We start from the raw sequence: 26,113 nt of genomic DNA on the forward strand, positions 1-26,113 counted from the left end.
AGATTCATGCATACGACTGACACAACCACAGCGGCAGATGAGCTGCGCGCTGCCCTGGCGGACGGCGTCGAACGCTGGAAGCCGCGGGTGGAGGCGCTGGCCAAGGACATCCACGGGTTCAAGGAGGTCTCCTTCGAGGAGGTCCTGTCCGCGGAGGCCATCACCGCCCTCCTGGCGGAGGCCGGCTTCGAAGTGGAGCGCGGCACCGGCGGCCTGCCCACCGCCTTCACCGCCTCGGCAGGAAGCGGCGATCTGACGGTCGCACTGTGCGTGGAGTACGACGCGCTGCCGGGGATCGGGCACGCCTGCGGGCACAACCTGATTGCCGGCGCGTCCGTCGCCGCCGCCCTGGCCCTGCAGCCGTACGTGGACCAGCTGGGCATCACCCTCAAGGCCATCGGCACCCCCGCGGAGGAGCACGGCGGCGGCAAGGCCCTGATGCTGGAGCGGGGGGCGTTCGACGGCGTGGGGCTGGCTTTGATGGTGCACCCGGTGCAGGACGGCGTCACCTACAACCCGGCCGGCACCAGCGCCCAGGCCGTGGGCCGGTACAAGGCCACCTTCACCGGGAAGGCAGCCCACGCCGCGGCGGCGCCGCACCTGGGCGTGAATGCTGCGGACGCCGCGGTGCTCAGCCAGGTGGCGATCGGCCTGTTGCGCCAGCAGATCCCGTCCGACCACCGGATCGCCTGCTATGTGGCCGAGGCCGGGCACGTCACCAACATCATCCCGGAGAAGGCCGTGGTTGAGTTCGAATGCCGGGCCTTCACAATGCCTGAGTTCGAGGCACTGCTGGAGCGGGTGCGGCGCTGCTTCGAAGGTGCGGCGACCGCCACCGGAACCACGCTGGCGTTCGAGGACACCGAGCCGCTGTACGAGCCGCTGATCCAGGACGACGACCTGGCCGCGCACTGGACCGCGGCCATGGACGCGTTTGGCAAGGACACGTCGCCGGCGGCCGGCCTCAGCGGCGGTTCCACGGACATGGGCAATATTTCCCAGGTCATCCCGTCGCTGCATCCGTGGCTGAGCATCCCCGGCGCGGACGTGCCCATCCATTCGCACGCGTTCGCTGTCCTGGCGGACACTCCCCCGGCGTACGGGGTGATGTTCGAGGCAGGCACCGCGCTGGCCTGGACCGTCGCCGCGGCCGCCACAACCCCCACCCAACGTCAACGCTTCACCCACGCGGCGTACCGCCGTCGTACTCTCACCCAGGAAGGCGCGTCATGAGCACTGTCACCACAGCCCGGACCGACACGGCCGGCACCCGGCTGACCATCCCCATTGCCGCTTTGGCGTTCGTGATCGCCCTCGCCGTGCAGTTCATTGGCCAGGCCAAAATTGACCTGGGCATCGGCGCCATCATCATCTTCCCCATGGTGTGGGGCCTGATCCTGGGCCTGCTGGTGTCAGTCCAGAAGTTCAAGCCGCTGGGCATCGACCTGCAGCGTGTTGCCGCCGCCCTGGTGGGAGTGGCCGTGCTGCTGCTGGTGGCGCGGCTGGCGTTCAACATCGGCCCCAGCCTCCCCACACTGCTGAAGGCCGGCCCCGCGCTGCTGCTGCAGGAGGTGGGCCACCTGCTGGGCACCATCATGCTGGCGCTGCCCCTGGCCGTTCTCCTGCGGATGGGCAAGGCCACCGTGGGCGCCACATTCTCGCTGGACCGTGAACCGTCCTTCGCCATGGTGTCCGAGAAGTACGGGCCGGACTCGGACCAGTACCGCGGCGTGCTGGCCATGTACGTGTTCGGCACGCTCTTCGGCGCTGTGTTCATCACGCTGCTGACCTCGCTGGTGGCCAACTGGAAGATTTTCGATCCGCTGGCGCTGGCCATGGGCGCCGGCGTGGGGTCAGGGTCCATGATGGCCGCGTCCGCCGCGAGCATCATCGCCGCCTACCCGGAGGATCAGGAAGCGATCCTGGGCATGGCCGCCGTATCCAACCTGATCACCACTGTTTTGGGCGTCTACGTCGGCATCTACCTGGCGCTGCCGCTGGCAGACAAGTTCTACAAGTTCCTGACCCGTAAGCAGGAGAGCCGCGAGCTGGTTGCAGCCGGGGCCGCCGGGTCAACCCGCAGTGCGGCCGACGTGGAGCGCGAGGCGGCGCAGGAGGAGGAAAACCGGCGGTTCCGTGAGCGGGTGGCCGAGTCCTCCGCCGAGATCAAGCTGCCGCTGTGGCTGTCCCTGTCCGTCCTCACCGTCCTGGGGATCGGCACCGCCGCGGTGGCGGCGAAGGGGCTCAGCCTGTCCATCGTGGTGGGGTACGTCATCCTGCTGGCCCTGGTCCTGGTCAGCATCGGCCTGGCCAAGGTCACCAGGAAGATCTCCGCCATCGTGTTCATCACCACCATCGGCGCGTACATCTCCAGCCCGTGGTTCTTCGGCGCGGGTGCTCTGACTGCCGCGGTCAAGACCGTGGACTTCCTCTCGATCGCCACGGTGATGCTGACCCTGGCCGGCCTGTCGCTGGGCAAGGATATCCCGCTGCTGAAGAACATCGGCTGGAAGATCATCCCGGTAGGGCTGGTGGCCATCACGGCCTCGTTCCTGCTCTCCACGGTGATCGCGGAGTTCGCGCTGGGGTTCTGGAACTGAGTTAGGTTGCGGGCCGCCTTGCTGGCGGTCTGGGCGGAGCGGACGACGGCGGGTGGGTTCCTGCCGTCGTCCGCTTTCGTTCTGTGGAAAAAGCGCGACGAGGTATGCAATGCCAAGCCACGCAAGTGAATGCCCCATACGAAGTCGGTGTGTATGGCCAGGTCCACGTTCCTACGTCCGTTGACCGAATTTGTCGCCATGTCAGCCCCTACTGACAACCAAAAGAGAATAAAGCCCACAGCTACGGGGCAAGGGGCCCCCGACGCTGCAATGCGAGTCGATGGGTCGGCACGATACAGCAAGAAAGTTCCACCGTCCCAATGGGGAGCATGTCAGTCGCGCGTGGCAGACTATTCTCGCTTGTGCTTGCAATCTGTGCGAGCACTGTCAGAATATGGTCTTAAATTTGGGGGTAACAGGGTCGTGCTTAGTGCTAATTCCATACCATCGACGGGTTCGCCAATTGGGGCTCGTTGGTTTCGGGCCGCCCTGCAGGTGAATCCGTATGAGTACTATGGCAATCCAGCGCCTTCAAGGGCCTACCCTGATGAAGCGTCGTATAACGATGCTCTTCTCGATGAGTGCGAAACTCAAGGCATTAGTTTGATTGCCATAACCGATCACTGGCGGGCTACGTCCGCGGTTGGATTGATCGAGGCAGCTAAACTTCGAGGCATCACGGCACTGCCAGGCTTTGAAGCTAACACCTCTGAGGGCATCCATCTGTTGGTTATATTCGAGACCGGGACCAATATTGAAGACATCACGCTTGCAATCGGTGCGAGTGGGCTGACCCCCGGTGATCCGCATGCTGTGGCGACCAAATCGTTCGCAGAGATCGTCACCGAAATGACGAATCGCGGCGCACTTGTCATTCCGGCCCATGTCAACGTCGCCAATTCCGGCCTGTTGTGCAGAGTAATGGGCAAGCCGCTGGAAGCGCTGATCAAGATGAAGCAAATAAATGCGCTCGGTGTTACCCCTAGTGCAGCCAATGTCGGCGCTCAGGATCAGATTCTCAAAAACAAGGCACCCTTCAAGCGCAGACACGCGCTAGTCCGAATTCATGCCGACGACATTAGCGCTCCCGCCGCCCTCGCGACCGAAGGCGGGAGCACTTGGTTCAAGATGTGCGAACCAGGGCTGACCGGGCTCAAGCATGCCATCCGCACCCCCGAGACACGTGTCAGCCTCGTTGACCCGGCTAGTAGTTCACGAGTGCTACTCCGTGAGATCTCATGGGTAGGAGGCTTTCTCAATGGTCAGAATCTTCCGCTCACGGAAGATCTGACTGCTCTCATTGGTGGTCGAGGAACAGGCAAGTCCACTGTTATCGAAAGCCTTAGATACGTTCTCGATATTGCGCCGATTGGTGACGCCGCACGAAAGGATCATGACAGCGTCATCAAAAACGTCGTGCGGACCGCCACAACTATTTCGCTGACCGTCGATGTCACTTCACCCGAACCTGCTCGCTACACCGTGGAGCGTACTGTTCCGGATCCTGCCCTAGTGAAGGACTCGAGCGGGACGGTGACGAGTCTTCATCCCCGCGACATCGTTGGAAATCTCGAGATTTTCGGTCAGCATGAGCTGGCCGAGCTCGCGCAGGACAAAACGCTAATGGCCCAAATGGTTAGCAGAGTGGCGGGAAAGCCGGTGGCGGCAAAGGAACGGCCCGGAATTCTGCAGTCGCTCGCCGAGAACCGAGAAGGTCTCAGGAAGGTTGAACAAGACGACGACAACCTTGAAGCCGAGCTTGCCGATATCCCTCGACTCACGGAGCGTGCAAAGAAGTTCAGTGAAAGCAACCTTGGAACAAAACTTGAACAACAAACCATTTTGAAGTCCGAGGAAGGAATTTTCAGCGAAGTCCATGAGCGACTGCGAGCTGTCCAGGATGAGCTCACTGACACGGATCTCGACGTTCTCGCCAAACAGCTCCGCGCGCCGCTGCAGGGGATCGACAGCAGCCCCAGAGTCGTCCATCTCAAGCCAGCGCACAATGCTCTCGAGCTAGCAGCGAGGGCCGTAGAATCAGCTCAAGAAGCCCTTACAAAGGCCTTCGAAGAGGCTCGTACCGCGACGGACACGGCAAAGGCTGCGTGGGGCGCGACAGTCAAGCCGATCAAGGAAACAAACGCAAAGGTGTTTCGTCAGCTTATCGAGGATGGGTATAACCCGGACGAGTACATCCAGACGAAGGCGCAATTGGACAGGCTCACAAAGCGTGCGGAGCAGCGTGAGGTACACGCATCACGGAAGAGGAAGCTACTCGGCGAGCGAGCTAGCTTGCTAGAACAGCTGGAGACCAACGACACAGCGATTGCGAAGGAACTCAACGACGCTATCGCTCAGGCCAACAGTGCAACGACTAGCGCGGTAGTAGTAAAGCCGGTACCTGATCCTGATCGCAGCCTGCTCAAAGCAATTGTGGACAAGCACTTCACGACCCCGCGAACCCAAGTAGTCGCGGCGACTCAGAAGGATGACTTCTCAAGCCGAGCATTTGTGGATGCCGCACGTAGTGGCGCGAAAGCGCTTGAGCCTTACGGAATCACTGGAGCTCAGCTTAAAAACTTCTTGGAGCTCGGCGAGCCTCTATTCCGTGAGCTCGAAGAACAATCTATCGGGCGCGCAGTTGACGTACAACTGAATGTGGCGCAGAAAGGCAACCGCGCTGACTTGCGTCGGCTTGAGGACCTTTCCAAGGGGCAGCGCGCAACTGCGCTATTGCTTCTTCTTCTAGGAGCGTCATCAAGTCCGCTCGTTATTGATCAGCCAGAAGACGATCTCGACAATCGCTTTATCTACGACGGGATCGTGACTCGTCTCCGTGATCTAAAGGGTTCGAGGCAGATCATCGTTAGCACGCACAATGCCAACGTCCCCGTACTAGGCGACGCGGATCTAGTCATTGCCCTCGAGGGGGATGGTCGCAACGGTTGGTTGGCACCCGGCGGCATCGGATCACTCGACGCACACGCCGTTCGGGAGTACGCAGAAGACCTGCTAGAGGGGGGACGTGACGCGTTTAGAGCTCGTCAACATCTCTACGACTTCTAGCTTGTGCCTGCGACCCGTCAGATTGGAAAGCCGCCAAGAAGAATGATTATCGGTGGCGCATCCGTACGAGATGGCCGGGGCCGCACCCCGCGGCGGCCACTATGTTTGGGATTCCCGGGACACAACGGGTCTGAAAAGGAGTTCGGATATATATTCCGCCGTCTTTTACCCGGTGCATCAACTCCACCGACTGACAACACTCAAGCCACAAGATGAATCCGCCCGAGCGCCTTACCAACGGCTCGACTGGGACTTTCAGTCGAGCCGTTGGACCATCCTGCCTAGACCTCCGCCGCCGGAGCCGCGAACTGCGCCGCGTACAGCGCGGCATAGGCCCCGCCGGCCTCCAAGAGTGACGTGTGCGTCCCCTGCTCCACGATCTGCCCGGCCTCCATCACCAGGATGAGGTCGGCGTCGCGGATGGTGGAGAGCCGGTGGGCAATCACAAACGATGTCCGGTCGGACCGCAGCGCGCTCATCGCCTTCTGCACCAGCACCTCGGTCCGGGTGTCCACCGAGCTCGTCGCCTCGTCCAGAATCAGCACCGAGGGCCGGGCCAAGAATGCCCGGGCGATGGTCAGCAACTGTTTCTCCCCCGCCGAGACGTTGCCGCCCTCGTCGTCGAGCACGGTGTCGTAGCCGGCCGGCAGGGACCGGACGAACCGGTCCACGTACGTCGCCTTCGCCGCCTCAAGGATCTCCGCCTCCGACGCGCCGGGCCTGCCGTAGGCGATGTTGTCCCGGATGGTCCCACCAAAGAGCCAGGTGTCCTGCAGTACCATGCCCATCCGCGAGCGCAGCTCGTGCCGGGACATCTGCGCCACATCCACGCCGTCCAGCGTGATCCGCCCGGCGTCGAGTTCGTAGAAGCGCATCATCAGGTTCACCAGCGTGGTCTTCCCCGCCCCGGTGGGCCCCACGATCGCCACCGTCTGCCCCGGCTCCGCCACCAGCGACAGGTCAGTGATCAGCGGCTTGTCCGGCGAGTACGCAAAGGACACATCCTCGAACACCAGCCGCCCCCGCGTGGTCTCGGGCTTCAGCGGAACGTCCGGGTCGGTCAGCTGCTCCTCGGTGTCCAGCAGCTCGAACACCCGCTCCGCCGACGCCACCCCGGACTGCAACAGGTTCGCCATCGAGCCCAGCTGGGCCAGCGGCTGGGTGAACTGCCGCGAGTACTGGATAAACGCCTGCACATCGCCCAGCTGCATCGCCCCGGACGCCACCTGCAGCCCGCCCACCACGGCGATCCCCACGTACACCAGATTCCCGATGAACGTCATGGCCGGCATGATCAGCCCGGAAATGAACTGCGCGCCGAAGCTGGCCCGGTACAGCTCCGCGTTCTTCTGCCGGAACGTCTCCTCCACCTCGGGCTGCCGGCCGAACACCTTCACCAGCGCGTGCCCGGTATAGGTCTCCTCGATCTGGCCGTTCAGCTCGCCGGTGGTCTTCCACTGCGCCACAAACAGCTTCTGCGAGCGCTTGGCGATCACCGCCGTCGTCACCAGGGTCAGCGGAATGGTCACCAGCGCAATGATGGCCAGCGTGGGCGAGAGGATCAGCATCATCACCAGCACCCCGGCCACGGTCAGCACCGAGGTGACCGCCTGGCTGATGGACTGCTGCAGGCTCTGGGAGATGTTGTCGACGTCGTTCGTCACCCGGCTGAGCAGCTCGCCGCGCTGCACAGTGTCGAAGTAGCGCAGCGGCAGCCGGTTGATCTTCGCCTCGATCCGCTCGCGCAGCCGGAACACCGTCCGCTGCACCACGCCGTTGAGGATGTACGCCTGCATCCAGCCGAACGCCGACGCCAGCACATACAGCACCAGCGCCCACAGCAGCACACTGGCCAGCGCGGCGAAGTCGATCCCGGCGCCGGGCGTCAGCGTCATGGCGCTGAGCATGTCCGCCTTCTGGTTCTCCCCCGCGGCGCGCAGCTGCGCGATCAGCTGGTCCTGGCTCGCCCCGGCGGGCAGCTCCTTGGACACGACGCCGGCGAAGATCAGGTTGGTGCCCTCCCCCAGCAGCCGGGGTCCGATCACCGAGAACGTCACGCTCACGACGGCGAGCATCAGTACCAGCGTCAGCCACAGCCGCTCGGGGCGCAGCTCGCCCAGCAGCCGTTTCGCGGACGGGCCGAAGTTCATCGCCTTTTCCGCGGGGATGTTCATCCCGGCGAACGGGCCGCCGTGGCCGGGGCCGCCGCGCGGGCGGGGAATCCGCAGCGGGGCGTCGCTGCCGGTGCCCGCGCCGGCACCGCCCGCGCCCGGACCACCGGCACCGCCGGCACCCGGGGCTCCCCCGCCGCCGCCCGCTGGCCGCTGGGATTCGACCTTGCTCATGCCGCCTCCTCCGCCGCCAGCTGGGAGTTCACGATCTCGTTGTACGTCTCCGAGGTCTCCAGCAGCTCCCGGTGCGTGCCGTGCGCGACGATCCTGCCGTCGTCGAGCACCAGGATCTGGTCCGCGTCCACAATGCTGGAGACCCGCTGGGCGATGATCACCAGGGTGGCGCCGGCGGTGTGCTGCTTCAGCGCCTGCCGCAGCCGGGCGTCCGTGGCGGTGTCCAGCGAGGAGAAGGAGTCGTCAAAGATGTACAGCTCGGGCCGTTTCACCAGCGCCCGGGCGATCGCGATCCGCTGCCGCTGCCCGCCGGAGACGTTGGTGCCGCCCTGCGAGACGGGCGCGTCCAGCCCGCCCTCCATCTCCCGGACAAAATCCTCCGCCTGCGCGATAGACAGCGCGCGCCAGAGCTCGTCCTCGGTGGCGTCGGGTTTGCCGTAGAGCAGGTTGCTGCGGACCGTGCCGGAGAACAGGTAGGGCTTCTGCGGCACCAGGCCGATGTGCCCCCAGAGCAGGTCCGGGTGCAGCTCGCGGACGTCCACGCCGTCGATCCGCACCGAGCCGGAGGTGGCGTCGAAGAGCCGCGGCATGAGGTTCACCAGGGTGGTCTTGCCGGACCCGGTGGCGCCGATGATCGCCGTCGTCTGCCCGGCGCGGGCGGTGAAGCTGACATCGGAGAGGACCGGCGCCTCGGCACCCGGGTAGGCGAATCCGACGTCGCGCATTTCCAGCTCGCCGCGGGCGGCGCCGGAGAGGCTGACCGGCTGCGCGGGCGGCCGGACGCTGGACTCGGTGCCCAGCACCGCGCCGATCCGGTCCGCGGAGACGGCGGCGCGCGGGATCATGATGGCCATAAACGTGGCCATCATGACGGACATGAGGATCTGCATGAGGTAGCTCAGGAACGCGATCATGGTGCCCACCTGCATGGACCCGTCCTCGATCCGGAACGCGCCGAACCAGATCACGGCCACGGAGGAGACGTTGAGCACCAGCATCACGGTGGGGAACGCGAGCGCCATCAGCCGGCCGGCGCGCAGCGCGGTGTCCGTGACGTCCTCGTTGGCGCGGCCGAACCGGGCGGTCTCGATGTCCTCGCGGACGAACGCGCGGACCACGCGGATGCCGGTGAGCTGTTCGCGGAGTACCCGGTTGACCGTGTCGATCCGGGTCTGCATCAGCCGGAACAGCGGCACCATCCGCGAGATGATCAGCCACACCGCCAGCATCAGCACCGGCACGCTGACGGCGATCAGCCAGGACAGCTGCAGGTCCTGCCGGACGGCCATGATGACGCCGCCGATGCTGAGCATGGGCGCGGTGACCATGAGCGTGGCAGACATCAGCACCAGCTGCTGGATCTGCTGGACGTCGTTCGTGGAGCGGGTGATCAGGCTGGGCGCGCCGAACCGGGACACTTCCTGCTCGGAGAACTCCGCCACGCGGCTGAACACCGCCCCGCGCACGTCCCGGCCCATCGCCGTCGCAGCGTTCGCGCCGAAGTACACGGCGGCGATGGTGCAGGCGATCTGCAGCAGCGTGACCAGCAGCATCACCCCGCCGGTGCGCAGGATGTAGTCCGTGTCCCCCTGCGCCACGCCCTGGTCGATGATGTCCGCGTTCAGCGTGGGCAGGTACAGCGAGGCGATGGACGCCGCCAGCTGAAAAACGACGACGGCGAGCAGCAGCCCGCGCTGCGGCCGCAGGTATTCGACGAGCAGTTTCCAGAGCATCCGTACTCCCAGCCACGGGTACCGCCGAGTGGTCCGAAGGTCAGTTTACGTCCGGGGGCCGGGATGGGAACGGGTTCCTCTGAGGGCGGAGGCGGGTGGTTGCTGCCCGGGCTGCTGGTGCCGGGAGCGGGCCCGGAGGCGCGGCAGGTTACTGCCGCCCGCCCTTCCGGGACTCAGGCTTCTGCAGCCCCAGGATGAGAAACGTGATGCCCATGGAGAAGAAAGCGATCCACGCGGTGGTGCCCAGGAACATCATGACGACCGCGACGGCGAGGAAGACGATCCCGATGGGCAGGAAGGCCCCCGCCCCGCTTCCCTTCGACCGGCCGCCTGGCTCTGACCCGGATTTTCCTTCAGCACTCATGCTGCCGAGGCTACGTCTGCGGACGGATCCCGGCAAACGCGCCGCGCAGGGGACCCGCGGTACTTCGCTAGAGGTTGGCCGTTCCGTAGGCAGTCCGGGCCGGTAGTCGTCAACGATAACGCTGCCTATGGCCGGCGTGTGGCCCCACTGCTGACTGCTGATTTCATACAGCTGGTTTCGACGCGGTCGACGTCGGCTGCTGGAGCTAGGCCTCGGCGGTCATCCGAACTTCGTCCACTGCCCTTCGGAGACCACCTCGACGGAGCCGTTAACCACCTTGATGGCTGTCTGCTCGTCGATGGCGTAGGAAGGAACACCAATATCGGCTGCCCACCGCTCTGCTTGGGCCAGCGTGTTGGTTGGAAACGCGTCCAGATGCGGGAAGATCGAGAAGTCCACCACCCCCAGGGTGCGGTCGTCCGGTGCGGCCGGCCACGCGACGAAGTTCTGCCCGATCCTGGGCGTCATCACCATGCTTCCGGCACTCACTCCCACCCACACCGTGTCGGACAGCGACGGCAAAAAGTCGGCCAGCCCGGACTCCCGCATCCAGTGAGACAGGTACGTCGCGTCGCCGCCGTCGACCAGGAGCACGTCGGCCTCCTGCACCCAGGGGACCCACCGCTCCGCGCCGATGGTGGGCAGCGCGGTGAGCTCGAGGACGCCGAGTGAGGCCCAGCCCAGGCCGGACAGGTGGCGGGAGTCTGGCCCGCCGGCAAGGAGGCCCCGCACCGATGCCGGTCCGCACATCGGGTGGCCCCACTGGGCTGTCGGAATGACCAGTGCGCGGCACTGGTCGATCGGCTTGTCGAGAAGCTGGACCAGCGCGGAACGGATGCTCGGGTTCGTCACGCCGCCTGATGTCAGCAAGAGCTTCACAGGTACCCCCAAAGGTTCGTGGACGGATGGTCGATGTAGCTGAAGACGCGGAGCCGGAAGTCGCCGGCCGATCCAAGGAGCTAAGGCGTCCCTGACGCGGTGGGTTGCACTGCTGTCGGGTGGGCGGCTGCCATCAGCGCGAAGTAGCCCGGCACCCGCTGGGGGTGACCGGCGGGGCCCATGGGGACCACCTCGATGTTGACCGGCCCGTCGGCGATGACGCGCCAGTCCGTTTCGGGGAAGACTCCCAGCCGTTCCCGGGCGCCGAAGCGTCCCGGGCGGGGCAGGTTTTCCAGCGCCCGCTGAAGCTGGCCGGGCACGTGGTTGCTGGTCGCACCAAGTTTCGCGAGGTACTCCAGGCTGTTTCCGGGGAAATTTGTTTCTGCCAGAAACACGCGGCCCGTCTTTCCGGCTACCGTCTTGAGGTTTTCCACCATCGCGGCCTGTTTGTTTGGCTTCAGGACGTGAAACACTCCGCGGACGAAGACGTTCGCGGGTCCCCACTCATCCAGCAGGAGGTCCCCGGCGCCCTCCTGCGTGGCGTCCAGCACCGTGAAGGAGCAATTGGGGGTGTGGCGGGCTTCCCGCGTGGCCCTGGCAATGGCGCCGGCGGAGACGTCGACGCCGATCACCTTCGGGAAGAGAGTGGCAAGCCACCGGGTGTAGGTGCCGTTGCCGCAGCCGACGTCGATGACGGGCAGGGCCGGATCAAAGTGCGCAAGGACCAGGTCTGTGTACTGTTGGCGCTCGGCCGGGGAATCTGAGTCCCAGAGGACGTCCCCGTTGAGACCGGTGGTTTGTATGCCGGTCCAGTATTGTTCCCAGGCGGTATGCGGGTTCCGCGGGGCGCGGGAGGCCAGGCGTACAACCGTAGGGACGAGCAGCATCCGGTCCCAGAGTTTCGACATGAAACCACCTTACATTTGAGGCTACGAAGGGCTGATTCGAGGAAGTATCTCCGCGGCGGGAACGGGGCGTCCGTAGTAGTAGCCCTGCCCGTACAGGCAGCCCATTGCCTGCAGCGCGGCGGCTTGTCCGGCGGTTTCGATGCCTTCGACGATTGCTTCGAGTTCCGCTGCCGATATGAGCTGGAGAATGGCAGCGACGAATTTCTGTTGGCGGAGGTCGGTTTCGAGGTTTTTGATCAGGGACCGGTCGACTTTGACAGTGTCCGCGGGGAGTTCACGAAGATAGCTGATGGATGAGTAGCCGGTGCCGAAGTCGTCGATCTGCAGTCCGACGCCGAGGGCGCGGAGCTTCTCCAGCACCTGTTGTTCCACCGATTTTCGGGACATCAGGACACTCTCGGTAATTTCCAGGACCAGCCGGGAGGGTTCAATCTCGTTGGTGGTCAGGCTTTCCGTGACGTCGGCGACCAGATCGCTGCGAAGCAGTTCGGCTGCCGAGAGGTTGATGTGCAGGCGGAAATCCGTCAACTGCGGGGCCTGCTGCTTCCACCGGCACAGTTGGGCTACCCCCTCGTGCAGCACCCACCGTCCCAGTTCCAGGATCAGGCCGGTCTCTTCCGCGATGCTGATGAAGTTGTCCGGCATGATGGTCCCGTGGACCGGGTGGTGCCACCGGATGAGGGCTTCGACGCCGGTGACCCGTCCTGAGGCCAGCTCAATGACGGGTTGATAGAGCAACGCCAGTTGGCCGCTGGCGGCTGCCGTTCGCAATTCGGTGGTGATGCGGGATCGCTCCTGAACGGCGTCAAGCATGTCCGGGTGGAAAAGTTGGACCTTGTTCCTGCCCTGGGCTTTGGCCTGGTACATGGCAATATCGGCATCCCGCATGAGTTCCTCTGCCGAGTAGCTACCGTCGCTGAGGGAAATTCCGATGCTGGCTGTGGGCCACACCGATTCCGTTCCGATACCGATGCGTTCCTGAATGGCTTCCCACGCGCGGTGAGCAATAAGCAGAACTTCGTCCGCGTTCGCTCCGGTGATGAGCGCCGCGAATTCATCACCTCCAAGCCGGGCTACAGTGTCCGAGGCCCGGACGACGGAGCGGAGGCGGCGGGAGATTTCGATGAGAACGGCATCGCCGGCGCTGTGGCCCAGTGTGTCGTTGATGGCTTTGAAGGAATCAAGATCCAAGACAAGCACGGCCGGTGCGCCACCGCTGTCAGTGCCGGTCCGGATGGCCTCCTGAATCCGCTCATTGAGCAGGGTCCTGTTGGCCAGGCCGGTTAAAGCGTCGGTCTTCGCCATTTGCTCCAGCTCCACCTGCGTCCGGCGCAGCATGGCCGTCCGGGCGGCCACGCGCTCCTCCAGCTCCGTGTAGATATGCCCGAGCTCCTCTGCCAGGAGGTTGACCCCGGTAATGACCGCGTCAATGGCGTCGCCCTTTTCCGAGGGCTCGATGCGCGCATCCAGCTCCCCGGCGGCAAGCCGGACAATGCCGTCAACCAGGTGCTCCAGGCGGGGGTCCTCAGCGCCGTCTGCCGGATTCATGCGTCCCGCAACGCGGGCTGGCGCGGAAGGAATCGGCGTGGATTATCGCGTTTACCGGACGGCATTGAGCCAGTCCGTTGCCTCGCTGCGGGAAGTGAAGAACCGGGTGGGGCAGGGAGGTATGTGGACGCCGAGAAAGAAGTTCGCCAGCACCCGGTCTACGGGGGATCGCCCCAGCAGGGCGATGCGGGAGGCATCGCAGGGAATGGACCAGATGCTCCTGGCTTCCCGGCTGACGGAAGCGACGGACGCCATATCGACCAGCATCGGATGTGGCACGCCCTGGCATACCTCGTTGACTTTCGCCATTGCAGCCCTGGCGTCCTCAACCTCAATGTTGATCCCGGACAACCACCGCAAGTGGACGAAGCCGTCGTCGCGCAGTTCGACGCTGCCTTTGCCGCCGTCCACGGTCTCCGGTGCTACGGCCATGTCGCCTCCTGAATGGGCTGCCGACCTGTTCGGCAACGTCTCAACGGTACCCCCGGATTCCGCGCGGACTGTTGAACCGGAAGACCGCGAGGGGTGTCATGCGGCAGACGGATATCCTGTGCGGGCTTTACGATGCGGAAGGCATCCGGGAGCAGCGGTCGTAACAGCGGTTGTCAGCTGCCCTGATTCTCAGTTGAGCCTCGGTGCACCTCTGGCAGGGTCGCCACGAGGACGTCGGCAGCGTCGGTCTCATCCAGCGCTTCTTTTCGCGTCGCATCGAGGTAGCCGACGTGTCGCTGGAAGGCCGCCTGCGCGCCCTGCGCATCGCCTGCGGCGATTGCCAGGTAAATGGCCTCGTGCTGGTCGGTCACGGCTTTGCGGTCCAGGAACGAGACGAACACCGAATTCGTCGCAGGCCGGGCCAGGTGCACGGCGGTCATGGCGAGCTCCAGGATCTTATTCTTCGCGGCTTTCGTGATGGCCGTGTGGAACAACAGATCGAGGTCCAGCCAGCTGGCCATGTCGATACTGAGGTCCCTCGATGCCTCCACCGGGCGGCGGATAGCTTCAAGGTCATCTTCGGTTCGGCGCCGGGCCGCCAGGTCCACGCAGTGCATTTCAAGAACCCAGCGGGCTTCATCGACGTCCTGGACCGTCACGTTTCCGGCGCGGTACCAGAGTTGGATCGCGTCACTGAGCTGTTCGGCCACCTCTTCGGCGTCCGGCACAGCGACGAAAGTTCCGCCGTTGCTGCCCCGCGCCGACACCACGAGGCCTGTCGCAGACAGGAGCTTCAGCCCTTCGCGCGCCGTTGCGCGGGCAACGTCGAAGGTGTCGGCAAGTTCCTGTTCGGTCGGCAGGCGTTCGCCGGGCTGCCAGACCCCCTGCGAAATCGCGTTCCTCAGCTGCCGGGCGATTTGCCCGGACGCATCCTTACGCCCGAGTTGCACGGGCTCGAATCCGGACATGTCGCCCCCTTCTTCCCATCAATGGAAACACAGCCTTTACATCGGACAAACCCGAAGGTAATAATTCGTATGTTGAATGTTAGACAATGAAATTCGTCACCGGAGATCAATGACCACAAAGGGCGCTGGAGACCCGCTGAACCACGGCTGACACCCCGCCCCTTCCCTGCACACCGCTAGAAAAGGAACAGTGAACCCATGGCCATCGAACGCCCCATCGAAGAGCTGACCGTCGCCCAAGCCCACGCGGCCTTCCTCAGTGGTGAATTCACCGCCGAGGATCTGGTGACGGCCTATCTGGACCGCATCGAACGAATCGACCGGTCCGGACCGGAACTCAACTCCCTGATTTCCGTCTCGCAAACAGCAGTGGACGAAGCCCGCCGGCTCGACAAGGAACTCGCCGAAAGCGGCCGGCTCGCGGGACCGCTTCACGGTGTCCCGGTCGTGGTCAAAGACCAGATCGAAACCGCCGGCCTGCCCACGACGTTCGGCAGCATAGCCTCCGGCGACTACCAGCCGGAGCAGGACGCAACCGCCATCGCCAAGCTCCGTGACGCCGGTGCCATCATTCTGGGAAAGACCACGCTCCCGGACTTCGCGACGTCCTGGTTCTCGACCTCCTCGCGCAGTGGGGTAACGAAGAACCCCTACGACCTCTCCCGTGATCCGGGAGGATCCTCCTCCGGAACCGCCGCTGCCGTCGCTGCGAATCTCTCCCTCGTGGGAATCGGTGAGGACACCGGAGGCTCGATCCGCCTGCCCGCGTCCTTCTGCGGCCTCGTGGGGCTCCGCGTCACCCCCGGCCTGATCAGCCGCGCCGGAATGTCCTCTCTGGTCAAGCCCCAAGACACTGCGGGGCCGATGACCCGGACCGTCGAAGACGCTGCCCGGATCCTCGACGTTATGGTCGGCTTCGACGAAGCCGATGATTACACCGCCGCCGCTGTCATTGCGGGTCAAGGCGGGCCCTACGCGGACGCGCTCCGCGACGCGACCCTGACCGGAAAACGGATTGGGGTCCTTCGCCAGGCATTCGGGGACAACTCCGACCCCGACGGGGCCGCCGTCAACAGCGCTATCGAACACGCGCTGTCGTCCCTGCGCGCCGCCGGCGCCGAACTCGTCGACATCACAATCGACAACCTCGAGGACCAGGTGGGCTTCACTTCGCTCTACACCACGCGGTCGCAGTCCGACATGAACGACTTCGTGAGCGCCCGCCCCTCGGTGGGGATTCCCTCCATGCGGCACCTGATCGAGACAAAGCAGTATCACGAGAAGCTGGATCTCCTGGAGGCAATCGTGGCTGGCACGGAGCAGCCCACCGACGATCCCCACTACGTGGAGCGCCTCCTCGCCCAGACCGCGTTCCAGCGACAGGTCATCGGCATCATGGCAACGAGCAAGTTGGACGCCATTGCCTTCCCGGACGCCAAACTTCCGGCACCCACACGCGAGGACATATTTGCGGACCGCTGGACCTGCCTGACGTACCCCACCAACACCGTGATCGCATCCCAGCTTCTCTTCCCCGCGATCACCATCCCGGCCGGGCAGACAGCTGAGGGGCTGCCCGTCGGCCTGGAGTTCATGGCCGTCCCGTTCGGGGAGCGGGCGCTTCTGGCACTCGCCGCGGCCTCCGAGGCGGCCCTGCAGGGCCGCAAGGCGCCGGCGGTCTAGGACATGACTAGCACCATCACCATCAACTCAGATCTCGGTGAAGACGTCGGGATCCACTCGTTCGGCAACGATGAGGAGATTCTTAGAATCGTCGACACCGTCAACGTCGCCTGTGGCATGCACGCCGGGGATCCGGGCACCATGGACCGCACTGTCCAGGCGGCAGCGGCCGCCGGCGTCACGGTCGGCGCCCACCCCGGGTTGCCGGACATCACCGGCTTCGGCCGCAGGAAGATGGCGATCACCCCCGACGAAGCCCGCGATCTGGTGCGCTACCAGGTCGGCGCGCTTGTGGGCTTCCTCGCGGCCCACGGCACGCCTCTGGATCACATCAAACCCCACGGGGCACTCTTCGGTATGGCTGCCACCGACGAAGACCTGATGCGGTCAATCTGTGAGGTCGCCGGACAGTACGGTGTCCCCGTCTACGGGCTGGCAGGAACAGCACACGAGGCGGCCGCCGCCGCCTGCGGGGTCGCGTTCGTGCCCGAGTTCTACGTCGACCTCGACTACGGCAACGACGGAAACCTCATCGTCCAACGGAGACCCAAGGAACGCACCCTGGAGTCTGTGCGCTCCCGGACACTCCAGGCCCTGCTGGAAGGGACCGTCACGACGGTGGATGGCACACTCCTGCCCGTCTCAGTCCAGTCCATCTGCGTGCACTCCGACCTCGCGCAGGCACCGGCCGTGGCCAGGACCGTCCGGGAAGCCCTCGAGGTCGCAGGACTCGGCAGCGTCTAACGGGGTGAGGCCAGCCCCTCTTTGGGGCTGGCCTCGTTTGGATCGAAGCTCCCACGTCCGGCGGGGCTAGTCCGGCCTGGGACCGTCGGCAAGGTGCCGGCCCCGCGCCTCGATCAGGCTTTTCAGGTAACGGGCCAGCACAAGCTTTTCGGCCAGACGTCCTATCGGGCCGAACGGTGCCGTGAACTCAATCCTGTCAATCATCGTGGAGCCCGCCGCATTGTCATTAAATTCGTGCCGGTGCCGGAACCGCCGAAATGGTCCTTTGACCTGCTCATCCACGAAGTAGTCGGGTGATTGCATTTCCGTGATGCGGCTGGTCATGTGCAGCGGAAGGCCAAAATGCCAGGCCCTCCACGTGACTTCCTCGCCCAAGGAGATAAGGCCAGCTGTCACGCCGGCAACCGCTTGCTCATGCGATTTCGCCATGGAGTCTTTATGGGCGTCGATGCTGCGGGCGAGGTCGAACAACTCTGATTTGGGGAGACTTGTGTGCGTTGTGCACTCAAAGGAGACGGCCATCGTCTGAGTATTGCAGGTCCGGCTGGTGAACCCAGGACCTCGGCGCTGGCTCCCCCGACTCACGTGCATGTCCGCCGCTCCGTCGGCGCTTCAACACCCGGGCAGGTTCCGGCGAAACGAAGAACATTCCGCCGGAACCTGAATACCGCGGGCTCACCGTGCATTATCGGCACGGCGAGAGTCGCACGCCGATGCTGCCCGCTGGCCCTAACCCGGCCTGCAAGTTCTTATTGCGCGACGGACCACATCTGTTCGAAGTTGTCCCGGTACTGCAGGTAGACGTCCCGGTCTGAGGTTTCGACGATGGCCTCGTCGTTGCGGTGCAGCGAGGTTGCGTTGTAGTTGTGGCTGCCTGTCATGACCAGGTTGCGGCCGGAATTCGTTCCGGTCGCGTCTTCCACGATCAGGTACTTCGAGTGGATTCGGCCCGGCAGTGTGCTGGAGTCGAGCTCGCGGAGGTCGATTCCGGGCTGGGCGCTGAGCCGCTGGAGGATGGAGTCGTCCATGGGGCCGTGGACGATCTGTACCGTGCAGCCGGCCTGGGCCATTTCCACGAGTCGGTCTGCGATGCCGCCCCTGGTGTCGTCCCATTCGGACATGCCGATCCGGATCTCGGTGTTTCCGGTGTTTTTGCAGCCGAGCTGGGAGAGCCGTTCGACGATAGGGTCCACGGTGGCGCTGGGGAAGAAGTGGGCGGTCACCTTTCCGCCGCGCATCCCGGCGGTGACGGTCCGGTAGTAGTCCGGCTGCTGGATCTCGGCGACGAGGTCGTCGAAGTACCCGGCGTAGCCCTCGTACAGTTTGTGGTTGTCGGTGATGGTCAGGGCGTTGTTCCAGTAGGTTTTGGAGTTGACGTCGGTGAAGTTTGCTGAGGACTGCACGACGACGTCCTGCTCGCCTCCTGTTTCGGAGAACAGGTAGAACTTGTTGTGCTGACCTTTAGTGCCGATGCAGGACGAGGTGTTGCCTTCGGGAGATTTGTTGCTGCAGACGTGGACCCACGAAGAGGCGGTTTCATCGACTCCGAGTTCGTTGATGAGTTTGGCTGCGGCGGGCTTGTCGATCTGCCATCCGTCGATCACTATCTGCACGTCCACGCCGCGGCTGTGGGCGGCGAGCAGGGTATCGGCGAAATCCATGCCGGCCGTGCCGGAGATGACAAAATTGGCGATCTGGATCTTAGAACCGGGCGCGGCTTGGTTCACGAGGTTGCAGATCTGTTCCACTACCCCGGTTGCCCTGCCGGCTGCCGGGTTGTTGAAGGCCGCACCCGTGGTCACAGGCGTAGTTGGTGCGTTGAGACACGGTGCAGCCTCGTTCAGGGCGCCGGGCGCCTGGGCGTGGGCTGAGGTTCCTGCCGAGACGGCCAGCACTCCTGCCATCAGGACCGCGGCCAGTGTTTTTTGAGTTGTTTTGGGCATGCTCTTTTCCTTTGCTGGTTGCGTGCTGTTCAATGCATAACGGGTTTCGGTGCCGGGTTTTGGGGTTGGCAGGGGTACAGAACCTCGCCGGTAACGTTCATGTGCTGGGCCGGAGCCGCCCTCAGCGATTCTTGGTGCTCCGGGTTAACGGAAGTGGTTTCGTTGTTGGCCGTGGGCGGGCCGGTCAGGAAACTCGAGTTGCTGCGTTTGCGGGGTTGGCGCAGTGCTGTAGTGGCTCTCCCCTGAGGTATCTGCCGACTTCGGCGGCGCCGATTTCCGCCGCCTTGTGTGCCGTCGGCTTGCTGGCTCCGGCCAGGTGGGGTGTCAGTACCGCGTTGGGCAGCGCACGGAGCCGTGAACCTGCCGGCAGGGGTTCGCTGGGGTAGACGTCGAGACCAGCACCGTAGAGGTGCCCCGCTTCCAGCACATCGCATAGCGCGTCGTAGTCGAGAAGGGCTCCTCTGGCTGCGTTGATCAGGATGGCCCCGGGCTTCATGAGGGACAGTTCGCGGACTCCGACGAGCCCGGTCGTTTCGGGGGTGACGCGGGAATGCAGTGTGACGATGTCTGAGCCGGCCAGGACTTCCTCGAGCGTGTTCACCTGGGTCGCCGTCGGGGGCAGTGTTCCCGGCTGAATGTAGGGGTCGAAGACGAGGATGTGCGCGCCGAATCCGTGAAGGATGGCGGCGACCCGTGACCCTATGGCGCCGTAGCCGATCAGTCCTATGGTGGCCCCGCTGATTTCTGGTCCGACGTCACTGTAACGGTAATAGTCACTCCTCCAGGCGCCGGCGAGGAGCTCGGCGTTCCGCTGCGGAATTTGTCGCACGGCGGCCAGCATCAGCGCGACGGTGTGTTCGGCCGTCGCGGTCGCGTTCCTTCCCGGAGCGAAGGTGACGGCCACTCCGTGCTCGGTTGCGGCGTCGAGATTGGCGTTGACGGGGCCCCCGCGCGTCACGGCGAAAAGGCGAAGATCCGGGCAGGCCCGAAGGACCCGCTCAGTCAGTGGGGCCATTTGCGTCAGGCAGATTTCAACACCCTGAAGAGCTTCAATGAGGCTGTCTTCGCTTCCGGAGGCCTCATCGACCTCTCCGATGCGGTGAAAAGGTTCCACCGGCCAGGGGAGGGTGAGCTCTGTAATGTCCGGGTGGTCCGGCGCGTGCCGCGAGAGCGCTTCCTGCAGGAGAGAGTTCAGGACGAAGTGGTCGCCGGCGGTCAGTATTCGGGACACGGGATACCCCAGTTCAGGTCGTGGTTGGTTTCAGGACGACAGTGGTGAGTTGAAGTGCAGCAGAGAGGCCCGGCCGTCGGACAGCTGGATTTCCGTCAGAGCGCAGTTGCCCATTTTGGGGAATGTCCGGCGATAGTCCCGGAGGGGCACCCCCAGAAGGCTGCAAAGGAGGAGCCGGATGAGGGTCGAGTGTGCGACGACAAGGACCCGCCCGTCCGGATAGTCGTCACAGATCCCGGCGAGAGCCTCGAAGCCTCGGGCGGCCGCCGCCCAGGGATGTTCCCCGCCGGGAAGCGGATTCAGTGCAGGGTCCGCGACGAACGCTCCATAGTCTGTTGGGTATGCCAGGTAAATTTCGGCGGCGGTCAGTCCTTCTGCGTGGCCAAAGTGAAGCTCCCGCAGCCTGGGGTCCTGGATGAGCTCCAACCCGGATGCCGCGGCAGACAGCTGTGCCGTCTCCACGGCCCGGCTCAGGTTAGAGGCGACAATAGCGTCGAAGTTCTGGGCCGCTGCCCACCCGGCGAGTTCGCGTGCTTGGGCTGCGCCGTGGGGTGTCAGAGGGACGTCGGTCGATCCGGCGTAGCGGTTTTCGGCGTGCCAGATAGTTTCGCCGTGCCTGGTCAGGACTATGCGTGTCATCCGGCGGCTGCTTTCTGGGCGTTGTCTGTCGCGTGGGCGGCCAGTGTGTTTCCGAGCCAGCACCGGGCCCGGAGCTCGCTGACGAGCCGGAGGTACGGCTCCATGTATTTCCGGGTGGCTCCCGGTTGGGGATCGATGACCTCCCGTACGTTGACCATTGCTGTGGCGGTGTCGGCAACCGAGCCGCCGGCGGATGCGGCGAGGATTGCCATGCCGAGCGCGGGTTCTGAGTTGTCCACGAGCGTCACGGGCCTGCCCAGAATGTCGGCGCGCAACTGCGACCAGTGCCGGCTGCGGCTGGCGCCTCCGGTCAGGACAAGCGGCCCGTCGGTGGGCGCTCCAAGGCTGTGCAGATGGTCGAACGCCAATCGTTCAACAAAGGCAATTCCTTGGACGAGGGCTGCATAGAGTTCCGCGTCATTGGAAGGCAATCCCAGCCTAAAGGCGGATGCGTCCGGGGCGACGAAGGGAAATCTCTCGCCTTTGGAAGAGGCCAGCGGGTAGACAACGGTGTCGCTGGGTGTGTGCCGGGGTGTTTCGTCGGAGAGTGCATCAAGATCTCTGCCCGGCAGTTCGCGGGTGATGTACCCGGCACCCGTGCCCGAGGCCCCTCCCGGAAGCCATCCCCCGTCGGGGGAACGGTGGGAGTAAACGACGCCCGAGGGATCGTGCAGGAGATCCGGGGTGGAGCCCTTCAGGACCAGCGTGGTGCCGATCACGGAGTTCCAGGCCCCGGCTGTGAGGGCGCCGGATCCGAGTTGTGCTGCGCATCCGTCCGTCATTCCGGCAATGACTTCGGTGCCTGCTGGAATGCCGGTCGCATCCGCCGCGCTGGGGCTGACGTGTCCGAGGACTGTTCCGGAAAGCGTCAGTTCCGGCAGGGACTCTTCTTGGATGCCCAGTGATGTCATCAGATCCTGCGGCCACGTACCGGTCAGCAGATCGCATCCTGTTTTGAGGGAGTTGCTGATGTCGCTGGCGACTGTGCCGCCGGTAAGCATTTGATTGATGAAGTCGCTTTGGTGGAGAACCCGGGCCGGGGTTTTCAGCGGTGTGTTTTCGAGCAGCCACAGGGCCTTGGGCAGCCCCCAGGAGCTCTGCATTTTTTGATACCCAAGTCTTTTCCAGAGGTCTCGGCCGAGGTCATTGACGCGTTCGGTCTCAGCGGCCGCGCGGGTATCGTCGTACATCAGACCAGGGGTGAAAGGGTGTCCGTTCCGGCCGGCGAGCAGAATGGTCCCGGATGTGGCATCGACGGCGACGCCCCTGATGGTGCCGCGAAGGTCCGCAGTCGCCTGCGAACAGGCTGCGGCGACCGCGCTCCACCATTGACGGGGGTCCTGCTCATGCCGGGCGCCGTCCCGGACGCTGTCCAGAGGATGCCTTCCGGAGCCGAGCACCCGGCCCGTCGTTGTGACTGCCAGGGCGCGGACGCTTTGGGTACCCAGGTCGATGCCGATCCAGCAGTCTTCGCCGGCCGAGGTGTCAGTTTGCATAGGTCCGGTTACCGTGTGGGACCGCGCGGATCTGAGCCAACTGGGGCCAGACCGCGCCGGCGGTGCTGCGCAGGGCGAGGAAGCCGTCGAAATGTTCCTGGTATGCCGGGCTGGATGGTCCAGGGCTGAAGACGTCACGTTCGTGGCAGTAGCGTTTCGCGCCGGTATCGAGGTCGGGATCTGCACCCAGAGCGACCATCGCCGCTATAAAAGCGCCTTTAGCGCCGACCTCGGTGTCCGCTGAGCGGACGGTAGGCACACCCGTGACGTCGGCGATGATCTGCGCCCAGGCTGCGCTGTTTGCGCCCCCGCCGCAGATCCGAAGTTCCGTGGGCGAGGTGGCGGACGCGTCGAGGCAGTCGCGGATGACAAAGCTCAGGCCCTCGAGCACCGCCCTTGCCACATGTACCGGCGAGTGGTCGAAGGACAGTCCCAGCAGCATTCCGCGGGCCTGGTGGTCCAGGAACGGGGCGCGCTCCCCCGCCGGTGATAGGTACGGCATGAACATGAGCCCGGCCGCGCCGGCCGGTGCGTTTGCGGCCATCTCGCAGACGGCCGCGGCGCTGTCCACGCCCAGGAGGTCTGCCGCCCAGGTCAGCACCTCGGTGCCGGCGAGGGTGGGAAAAGCCCGCAGGTACTGTCCGGGCGGTCCGATGGGTATCGTCGCGCCGGCCTTCGACAGCCCCGGATCGTGACCGACGGTGACGGACTGGGTGCAGAGGGTGGTGCCCAGGATGGTGCAGGCGCTGCCGGCCGAAACTGTCCCTGCGCCGACGGCGGTGGCGACAATGTCGTACGGGGCCAGCACCACAGGGGTGCCGGCTGCCAGGTCCAGGGTTTTGGCCGCTTCAGGACTGAGATGCCCGACCCGGGCGTCGTCACTAAGCAGGGGAGGCAGGAACCCCTCCATCCAGGCAATCCCCAGCAGGTCGAGGAGCCGCGGACTGTATGTGCGGAGTCGGATGTCGAGGAAGGGGGCGGCTGCGTCGGATTCGTCCATGGCAGCGGTCCCGGTGAGGCAGGAAAACACCCAGCCGTCGCAGCTCAGGGACATCGCCGAACGGTCCAGCCGGGCCGGGTCGTTGACTTTGAGCCATGCCATGATCGCATGAGGCAAGCCGGCAAAGGTTCTGGTTCCGTTGATGGCGAAGGACTCCGGTTCCAGGCCGGCGGAGGCCCACTCGTTGACGATCCCGCTGGCGCGGGCGTCGTTCCAGAGAATGGCGTTCCCGGTAGGGTGCAGGTCAGCATCGACGAGCCAGCATCCGTCGCCTTGTCCGGTGAGCGTGATTGCTTCGACCTGCCGCCCGGCCTGTCGCGCCGCTGAACGGATCGTCTCGGCGACGGCGGCCCAGACTTCATTCATGTCCTGTTCGGCCCATCCCGGTCTGGGCCGAAGAACGGTGCTGTGCTGGCGGGCGAGAGCTAGTTCTGAGCCGTCCCGGTCGTAGGCGACGGCCTTAATCATGGATGTTCCGACATCAACGCTGATGATCGCCATGGAGTGTCCTTCCCTTGGCCGGTGGAGTTAGTCGAGCGGATAGTGGCAGGCGACGGCGTCGTCACCTGATCGCAGGTCCAAGGCCGGGGCCTCGGTGGCGCAGTGTTCCTGTGCCTTCCAGCATCTGGTGCGGAAACGGCAGCCGGTGGGTGGGGCCAGGGGCGAGGGGACGTCACCTTTGAGGACGATTTCGGTGTCTTCTGTTTTCATCCAGTCGTCCATGCTGGGCGCAGCGGAGAGCAGGGCGCGCGTGTAGGGGTGGCGGGGGTTGTTGAAGACCCGGTCCGCGTCACCGGTTTCGACGATGGTTCCCAGATACATGACCGCGACCCTGTCGGCGATATGCCGAACAACGCCGAGGTCGTGGGAAATGAAGATGTACGAGATGCCGGATTCCTTCTGGAGGTCCTCCAGAAGGTTAAGGATTTGGGCCTGGATGGAGACGTCCAGGGCCGAGACTGCCTCGTCGCAGACGATGACCTGAGGCTTCAGCGCAAGGGCGCGGGCGATGCAGAGCCGCTGGCGCTGGCCCCCGGAGAACTGGTGCGGGTATCGGCTCGCGTGTTCAGGGCGAAGGCCTACACGTTCGAGGCAGCGGCTGATTTCAGCAGCCCATTCGTCCTTATCGACGATTCCAGGGTGGATTTCCCAGCCCTCGGAGATCAGCTCGCCGGCGCGCATGCGGGGATTCAGTGAGGAGAAGGGGTCCTGGAAGACCATTTGGATGTGCCGACGGGCCGGCCGGGCCTCCTTGGCCGTCAGGGTGCCAATGTCGCGGCCGTCGAAATGGATGGTGCCGGCCAGGGGCTTGAGCAGCCCGACGAGAGTTCGCGCCAGGGTGGACTTTCCGCACCCGGATTCCCCCACAATGCCGAGGGTTTCCCCCCGGGCGAGTGTCAGGTCAATACCCGAGACGGCGTGGACCGACCTTTTCTTGCCCAGCCAGGACGCCGACTTGACCTGGTACCCGGCGACGAGTCCTTCGACGTCCAGCAGGGCGGTGTTCTCAGACATGTGTGGCTCCCGTGGCGGTGTGGGACTGGACGCGTTCTGCATGGTGGCAGGCACAGCTGCGCCCTGCCCCCATCCCCCGCAATGGAGGAACGGACACGAGGCACTCCTCGGTGGCGAAAGGGCACCTCGGGTTGAAATCGCACCCCTGGGGCCTGCTCCTGGGATCCGGGGGGTGCCCCGGGATGGGCACGGCCCGCCGCTGCCCCGACCGTTCCGGAGTGGCCGCCATGAGCCCTTTGGTGTAGGGGTGGGCGGGCCGGGTGAAGACCTGTTCCACTGAGCCGAATTCGACGATGCGGCCCGAATACATGACTGCGACGGCGTCCGCAGACCGGGCGACAACGCCCAGGTCATGGCTGACGATAATCATCGACATGCCCCGGGCCTCGCACCGTTGGCGCAGCAGCCGAAGAACCTGCGCCTGGACGGTGACGTCCAACGCCGTGGTCGGTTCATCGGCGATGATGAGGCTGGGCTGCAATGCCAGGGCGATGGCGATGACGACTCGTTGTCGCATTCCTCCGGAGAACTGATGGGGGTAGTTGTTATAACGGTTTGTTTCGTCCGGTATGCCAACCTCCTTCATCAGAGCCAGGGCAGCATCCCGGGCCTCCGTTCCGCTCATCTTGCGGGTCTTGATGAACATTTCCGCGATCTGCTTGCCGACGGTGATTACCGGGTTTAGCGCGGACATCGGGTCCTGAAAGACCATGGAGATCTGCTGGCCTCTGATGGTGCGCCAGTCGTTCTCGGGCAGACCCACGAGTTCGGCACCCCGGAACTTGATACTCCCCGCGGAGATTTCTGCCCCCGGGGGGAGCAAGCCAAGCGTCGCCAAGGAGGTGAGGGTCTTACCGCTTCCGGACTCACCGACGATTGCCAGGGTTTGCCCTTCCTCGACGGTGAAGCTTGCGTCGCAAACTGTCTGCACGGCCTGCCCGTCAGCGCTGAAATCGATGGACAGGCCAGCCACCTCCAGCAGCGGCACCGACGCGGTTGAACGTTCCGAGGTCATGGTC

General features: G+C 64.5%; 21 protein-coding genes. 5 read left to right on the plus strand and 16 right to left on the minus strand.

What is annotated here, in order from left to right:
• The first annotated feature begins 6 nt into the window (after positions 1-6).
• From ACTWQD_RS14995 to ACTWQD_RS15005, 3 genes are all read left to right on the plus strand, one after another.
• Positions 7-1,233, plus strand: a complete 1,227-nt coding sequence (locus tag ACTWQD_RS14995; RefSeq protein WP_443196915.1) for an amidohydrolase — start codon at positions 7-9, stop codon at positions 1,231-1,233.
• Positions 1,230-2,600 carry a DUF3100 domain-containing protein gene (locus ACTWQD_RS15000; protein WP_443196916.1) on the plus strand — a complete coding sequence of 457 codons (1,371 nt, stop codon included), beginning with the start codon at positions 1,230-1,232 and terminating at the stop codon, positions 2,598-2,600. Before ACTWQD_RS14995 ends, ACTWQD_RS15000 begins: the two co-directional genes overlap by 4 nt.
• 423 nt (positions 2,601-3,023) lie before the next feature.
• Positions 3,024-5,666: a TrlF family AAA-like ATPase gene (locus ACTWQD_RS15005; RefSeq protein ID WP_443196917.1), complete on the plus strand. Its 2,643-nt coding sequence runs from the start codon at positions 3,024-3,026 to the stop codon at positions 5,664-5,666.
• 281 nt (positions 5,667-5,947) lie between these two features.
• On the opposite strand, the gene ACTWQD_RS15010 is transcribed toward ACTWQD_RS15005, so the two are convergent.
• From ACTWQD_RS15010 to ACTWQD_RS15045, 8 genes are all read right to left on the minus strand, one after another.
• Complete coding sequence (locus tag ACTWQD_RS15010) at positions 5,948-7,840, minus strand: ABC transporter ATP-binding protein (protein ID WP_443196970.1); 1,893 nt, start codon at positions 7,838-7,840, stop codon at positions 5,948-5,950.
• Positions 7,841-8,007: 167 nt separating this feature from the next.
• Complete coding sequence (locus ACTWQD_RS15015) at positions 8,008-9,744, minus strand: ABC transporter ATP-binding protein (protein ID WP_443196918.1); 1,737 nt, start codon at positions 9,742-9,744, stop codon at positions 8,008-8,010.
• Between the two features lie 148 nt (positions 9,745-9,892).
• Positions 9,893-10,108 (minus strand): hypothetical protein, encoded by a 216-nt coding sequence (locus ACTWQD_RS15020; protein ID WP_443196919.1) that lies wholly within the window; start codon positions 10,106-10,108, stop codon positions 9,893-9,895.
• 219 nt (positions 10,109-10,327) lie between these two features.
• Positions 10,328-10,987 carry a Type 1 glutamine amidotransferase-like domain-containing protein gene (locus ACTWQD_RS15025; RefSeq protein WP_443196920.1) on the minus strand — a complete coding sequence of 220 codons (660 nt, stop codon included), beginning with the start codon at positions 10,985-10,987 and terminating at the stop codon, positions 10,328-10,330.
• Positions 10,988-11,067: 80 nt separating this feature from the next.
• Positions 11,068-11,895: a class I SAM-dependent methyltransferase gene (locus ACTWQD_RS15030; RefSeq protein WP_443196921.1), complete on the minus strand. Its 828-nt coding sequence runs from the start codon at positions 11,893-11,895 to the stop codon at positions 11,068-11,070.
• A 21-nt stretch (positions 11,896-11,916) separates the two neighbouring features.
• Positions 11,917-13,443: a putative bifunctional diguanylate cyclase/phosphodiesterase gene (locus ACTWQD_RS15035; protein ID WP_443196922.1), complete on the minus strand. Its 1,527-nt coding sequence runs from the start codon at positions 13,441-13,443 to the stop codon at positions 11,917-11,919.
• Between the two features lie 51 nt (positions 13,444-13,494).
• Complete coding sequence (locus tag ACTWQD_RS15040; RefSeq protein ID WP_443196923.1) at positions 13,495-13,875, minus strand: DUF7793 family protein; 381 nt, start codon at positions 13,873-13,875, stop codon at positions 13,495-13,497.
• A gap of 173 nt (positions 13,876-14,048) precedes the next feature.
• The gene (locus tag ACTWQD_RS15045; RefSeq protein ID WP_443196924.1) at positions 14,049-14,843 is read right to left on the minus strand and encodes a FadR/GntR family transcriptional regulator; all 795 of its coding nucleotides are present in this window, start codon (positions 14,841-14,843) and stop codon (positions 14,049-14,051) included.
• 198 nt (positions 14,844-15,041) lie between these two features.
• Here ACTWQD_RS15045 and ACTWQD_RS15050 point away from each other — a divergent pair, with 198 nt between their 5' ends.
• Positions 15,042-16,526, plus strand: a complete 1,485-nt coding sequence (locus ACTWQD_RS15050) for an amidase (protein WP_443196925.1) — start codon at positions 15,042-15,044, stop codon at positions 16,524-16,526.
• Between the two features lie 3 nt (positions 16,527-16,529).
• Positions 16,530-17,270, plus strand: a complete 741-nt coding sequence (gene pxpA, locus ACTWQD_RS15055; protein ID WP_443196926.1) for a 5-oxoprolinase subunit PxpA — start codon at positions 16,530-16,532, stop codon at positions 17,268-17,270.
• Positions 17,271-17,336: 66 nt separating this feature from the next.
• Here pxpA and ACTWQD_RS15060 read toward each other — a convergent pair whose 3' ends face one another.
• From ACTWQD_RS15060 to ACTWQD_RS15095, 8 genes are all read right to left on the minus strand, one after another.
• Entirely contained in the window at positions 17,337-17,792 is a 456-nt protein-coding gene (locus ACTWQD_RS15060) for an SRPBCC family protein (RefSeq protein WP_443196927.1), read from the minus strand.
• 227 nt (positions 17,793-18,019) lie between these two features.
• A complete protein-coding gene (locus ACTWQD_RS15065) occupies positions 18,020-19,213 on the minus strand; it encodes a phospholipase D-like domain-containing protein (protein WP_443196928.1) in 1,194 nt (397 codons plus the stop codon).
• A 184-nt stretch (positions 19,214-19,397) separates the two neighbouring features.
• Positions 19,398-20,444: a 2-hydroxyacid dehydrogenase gene (locus ACTWQD_RS15070; RefSeq protein WP_443196929.1), complete on the minus strand. Its 1,047-nt coding sequence runs from the start codon at positions 20,442-20,444 to the stop codon at positions 19,398-19,400.
• A gap of 30 nt (positions 20,445-20,474) precedes the next feature.
• Positions 20,475-21,083, minus strand: a complete 609-nt coding sequence (locus ACTWQD_RS15075) for a histidine phosphatase family protein (protein WP_443196930.1) — start codon at positions 21,081-21,083, stop codon at positions 20,475-20,477.
• Positions 21,080-22,579: an FGGY-family carbohydrate kinase gene (locus ACTWQD_RS15080; RefSeq protein WP_443196931.1), complete on the minus strand. Its 1,500-nt coding sequence runs from the start codon at positions 22,577-22,579 to the stop codon at positions 21,080-21,082. The genes ACTWQD_RS15075 and ACTWQD_RS15080 overlap by 4 nt, the downstream gene beginning before the upstream one ends.
• Positions 22,569-24,080, minus strand: a complete 1,512-nt coding sequence (locus ACTWQD_RS15085; protein WP_443196932.1) for an FGGY family carbohydrate kinase — start codon at positions 24,078-24,080, stop codon at positions 22,569-22,571. Before ACTWQD_RS15085 ends, ACTWQD_RS15080 begins: the two co-directional genes overlap by 11 nt.
• Positions 24,081-24,107: 27 nt before the next feature.
• On the minus strand, positions 24,108-25,094 hold the full coding sequence (locus ACTWQD_RS15090; RefSeq protein ID WP_443196933.1) for an ABC transporter ATP-binding protein: 987 nt from the start codon (positions 25,092-25,094) through the stop codon (positions 24,108-24,110).
• Positions 25,087-26,109: an ABC transporter ATP-binding protein gene (locus ACTWQD_RS15095; protein WP_443196934.1), complete on the minus strand. Its 1,023-nt coding sequence runs from the start codon at positions 26,107-26,109 to the stop codon at positions 25,087-25,089. The genes ACTWQD_RS15090 and ACTWQD_RS15095 overlap by 8 nt, the downstream gene beginning before the upstream one ends.
• Positions 26,110-26,113: the final 4 nt, after the last annotated feature.

Source organism: Pseudarthrobacter sp. 1C304 (assembly GCF_052245515.1).
Classification (GTDB): Bacteria; Actinomycetota; Actinomycetes; order Actinomycetales; family Micrococcaceae; genus Arthrobacter.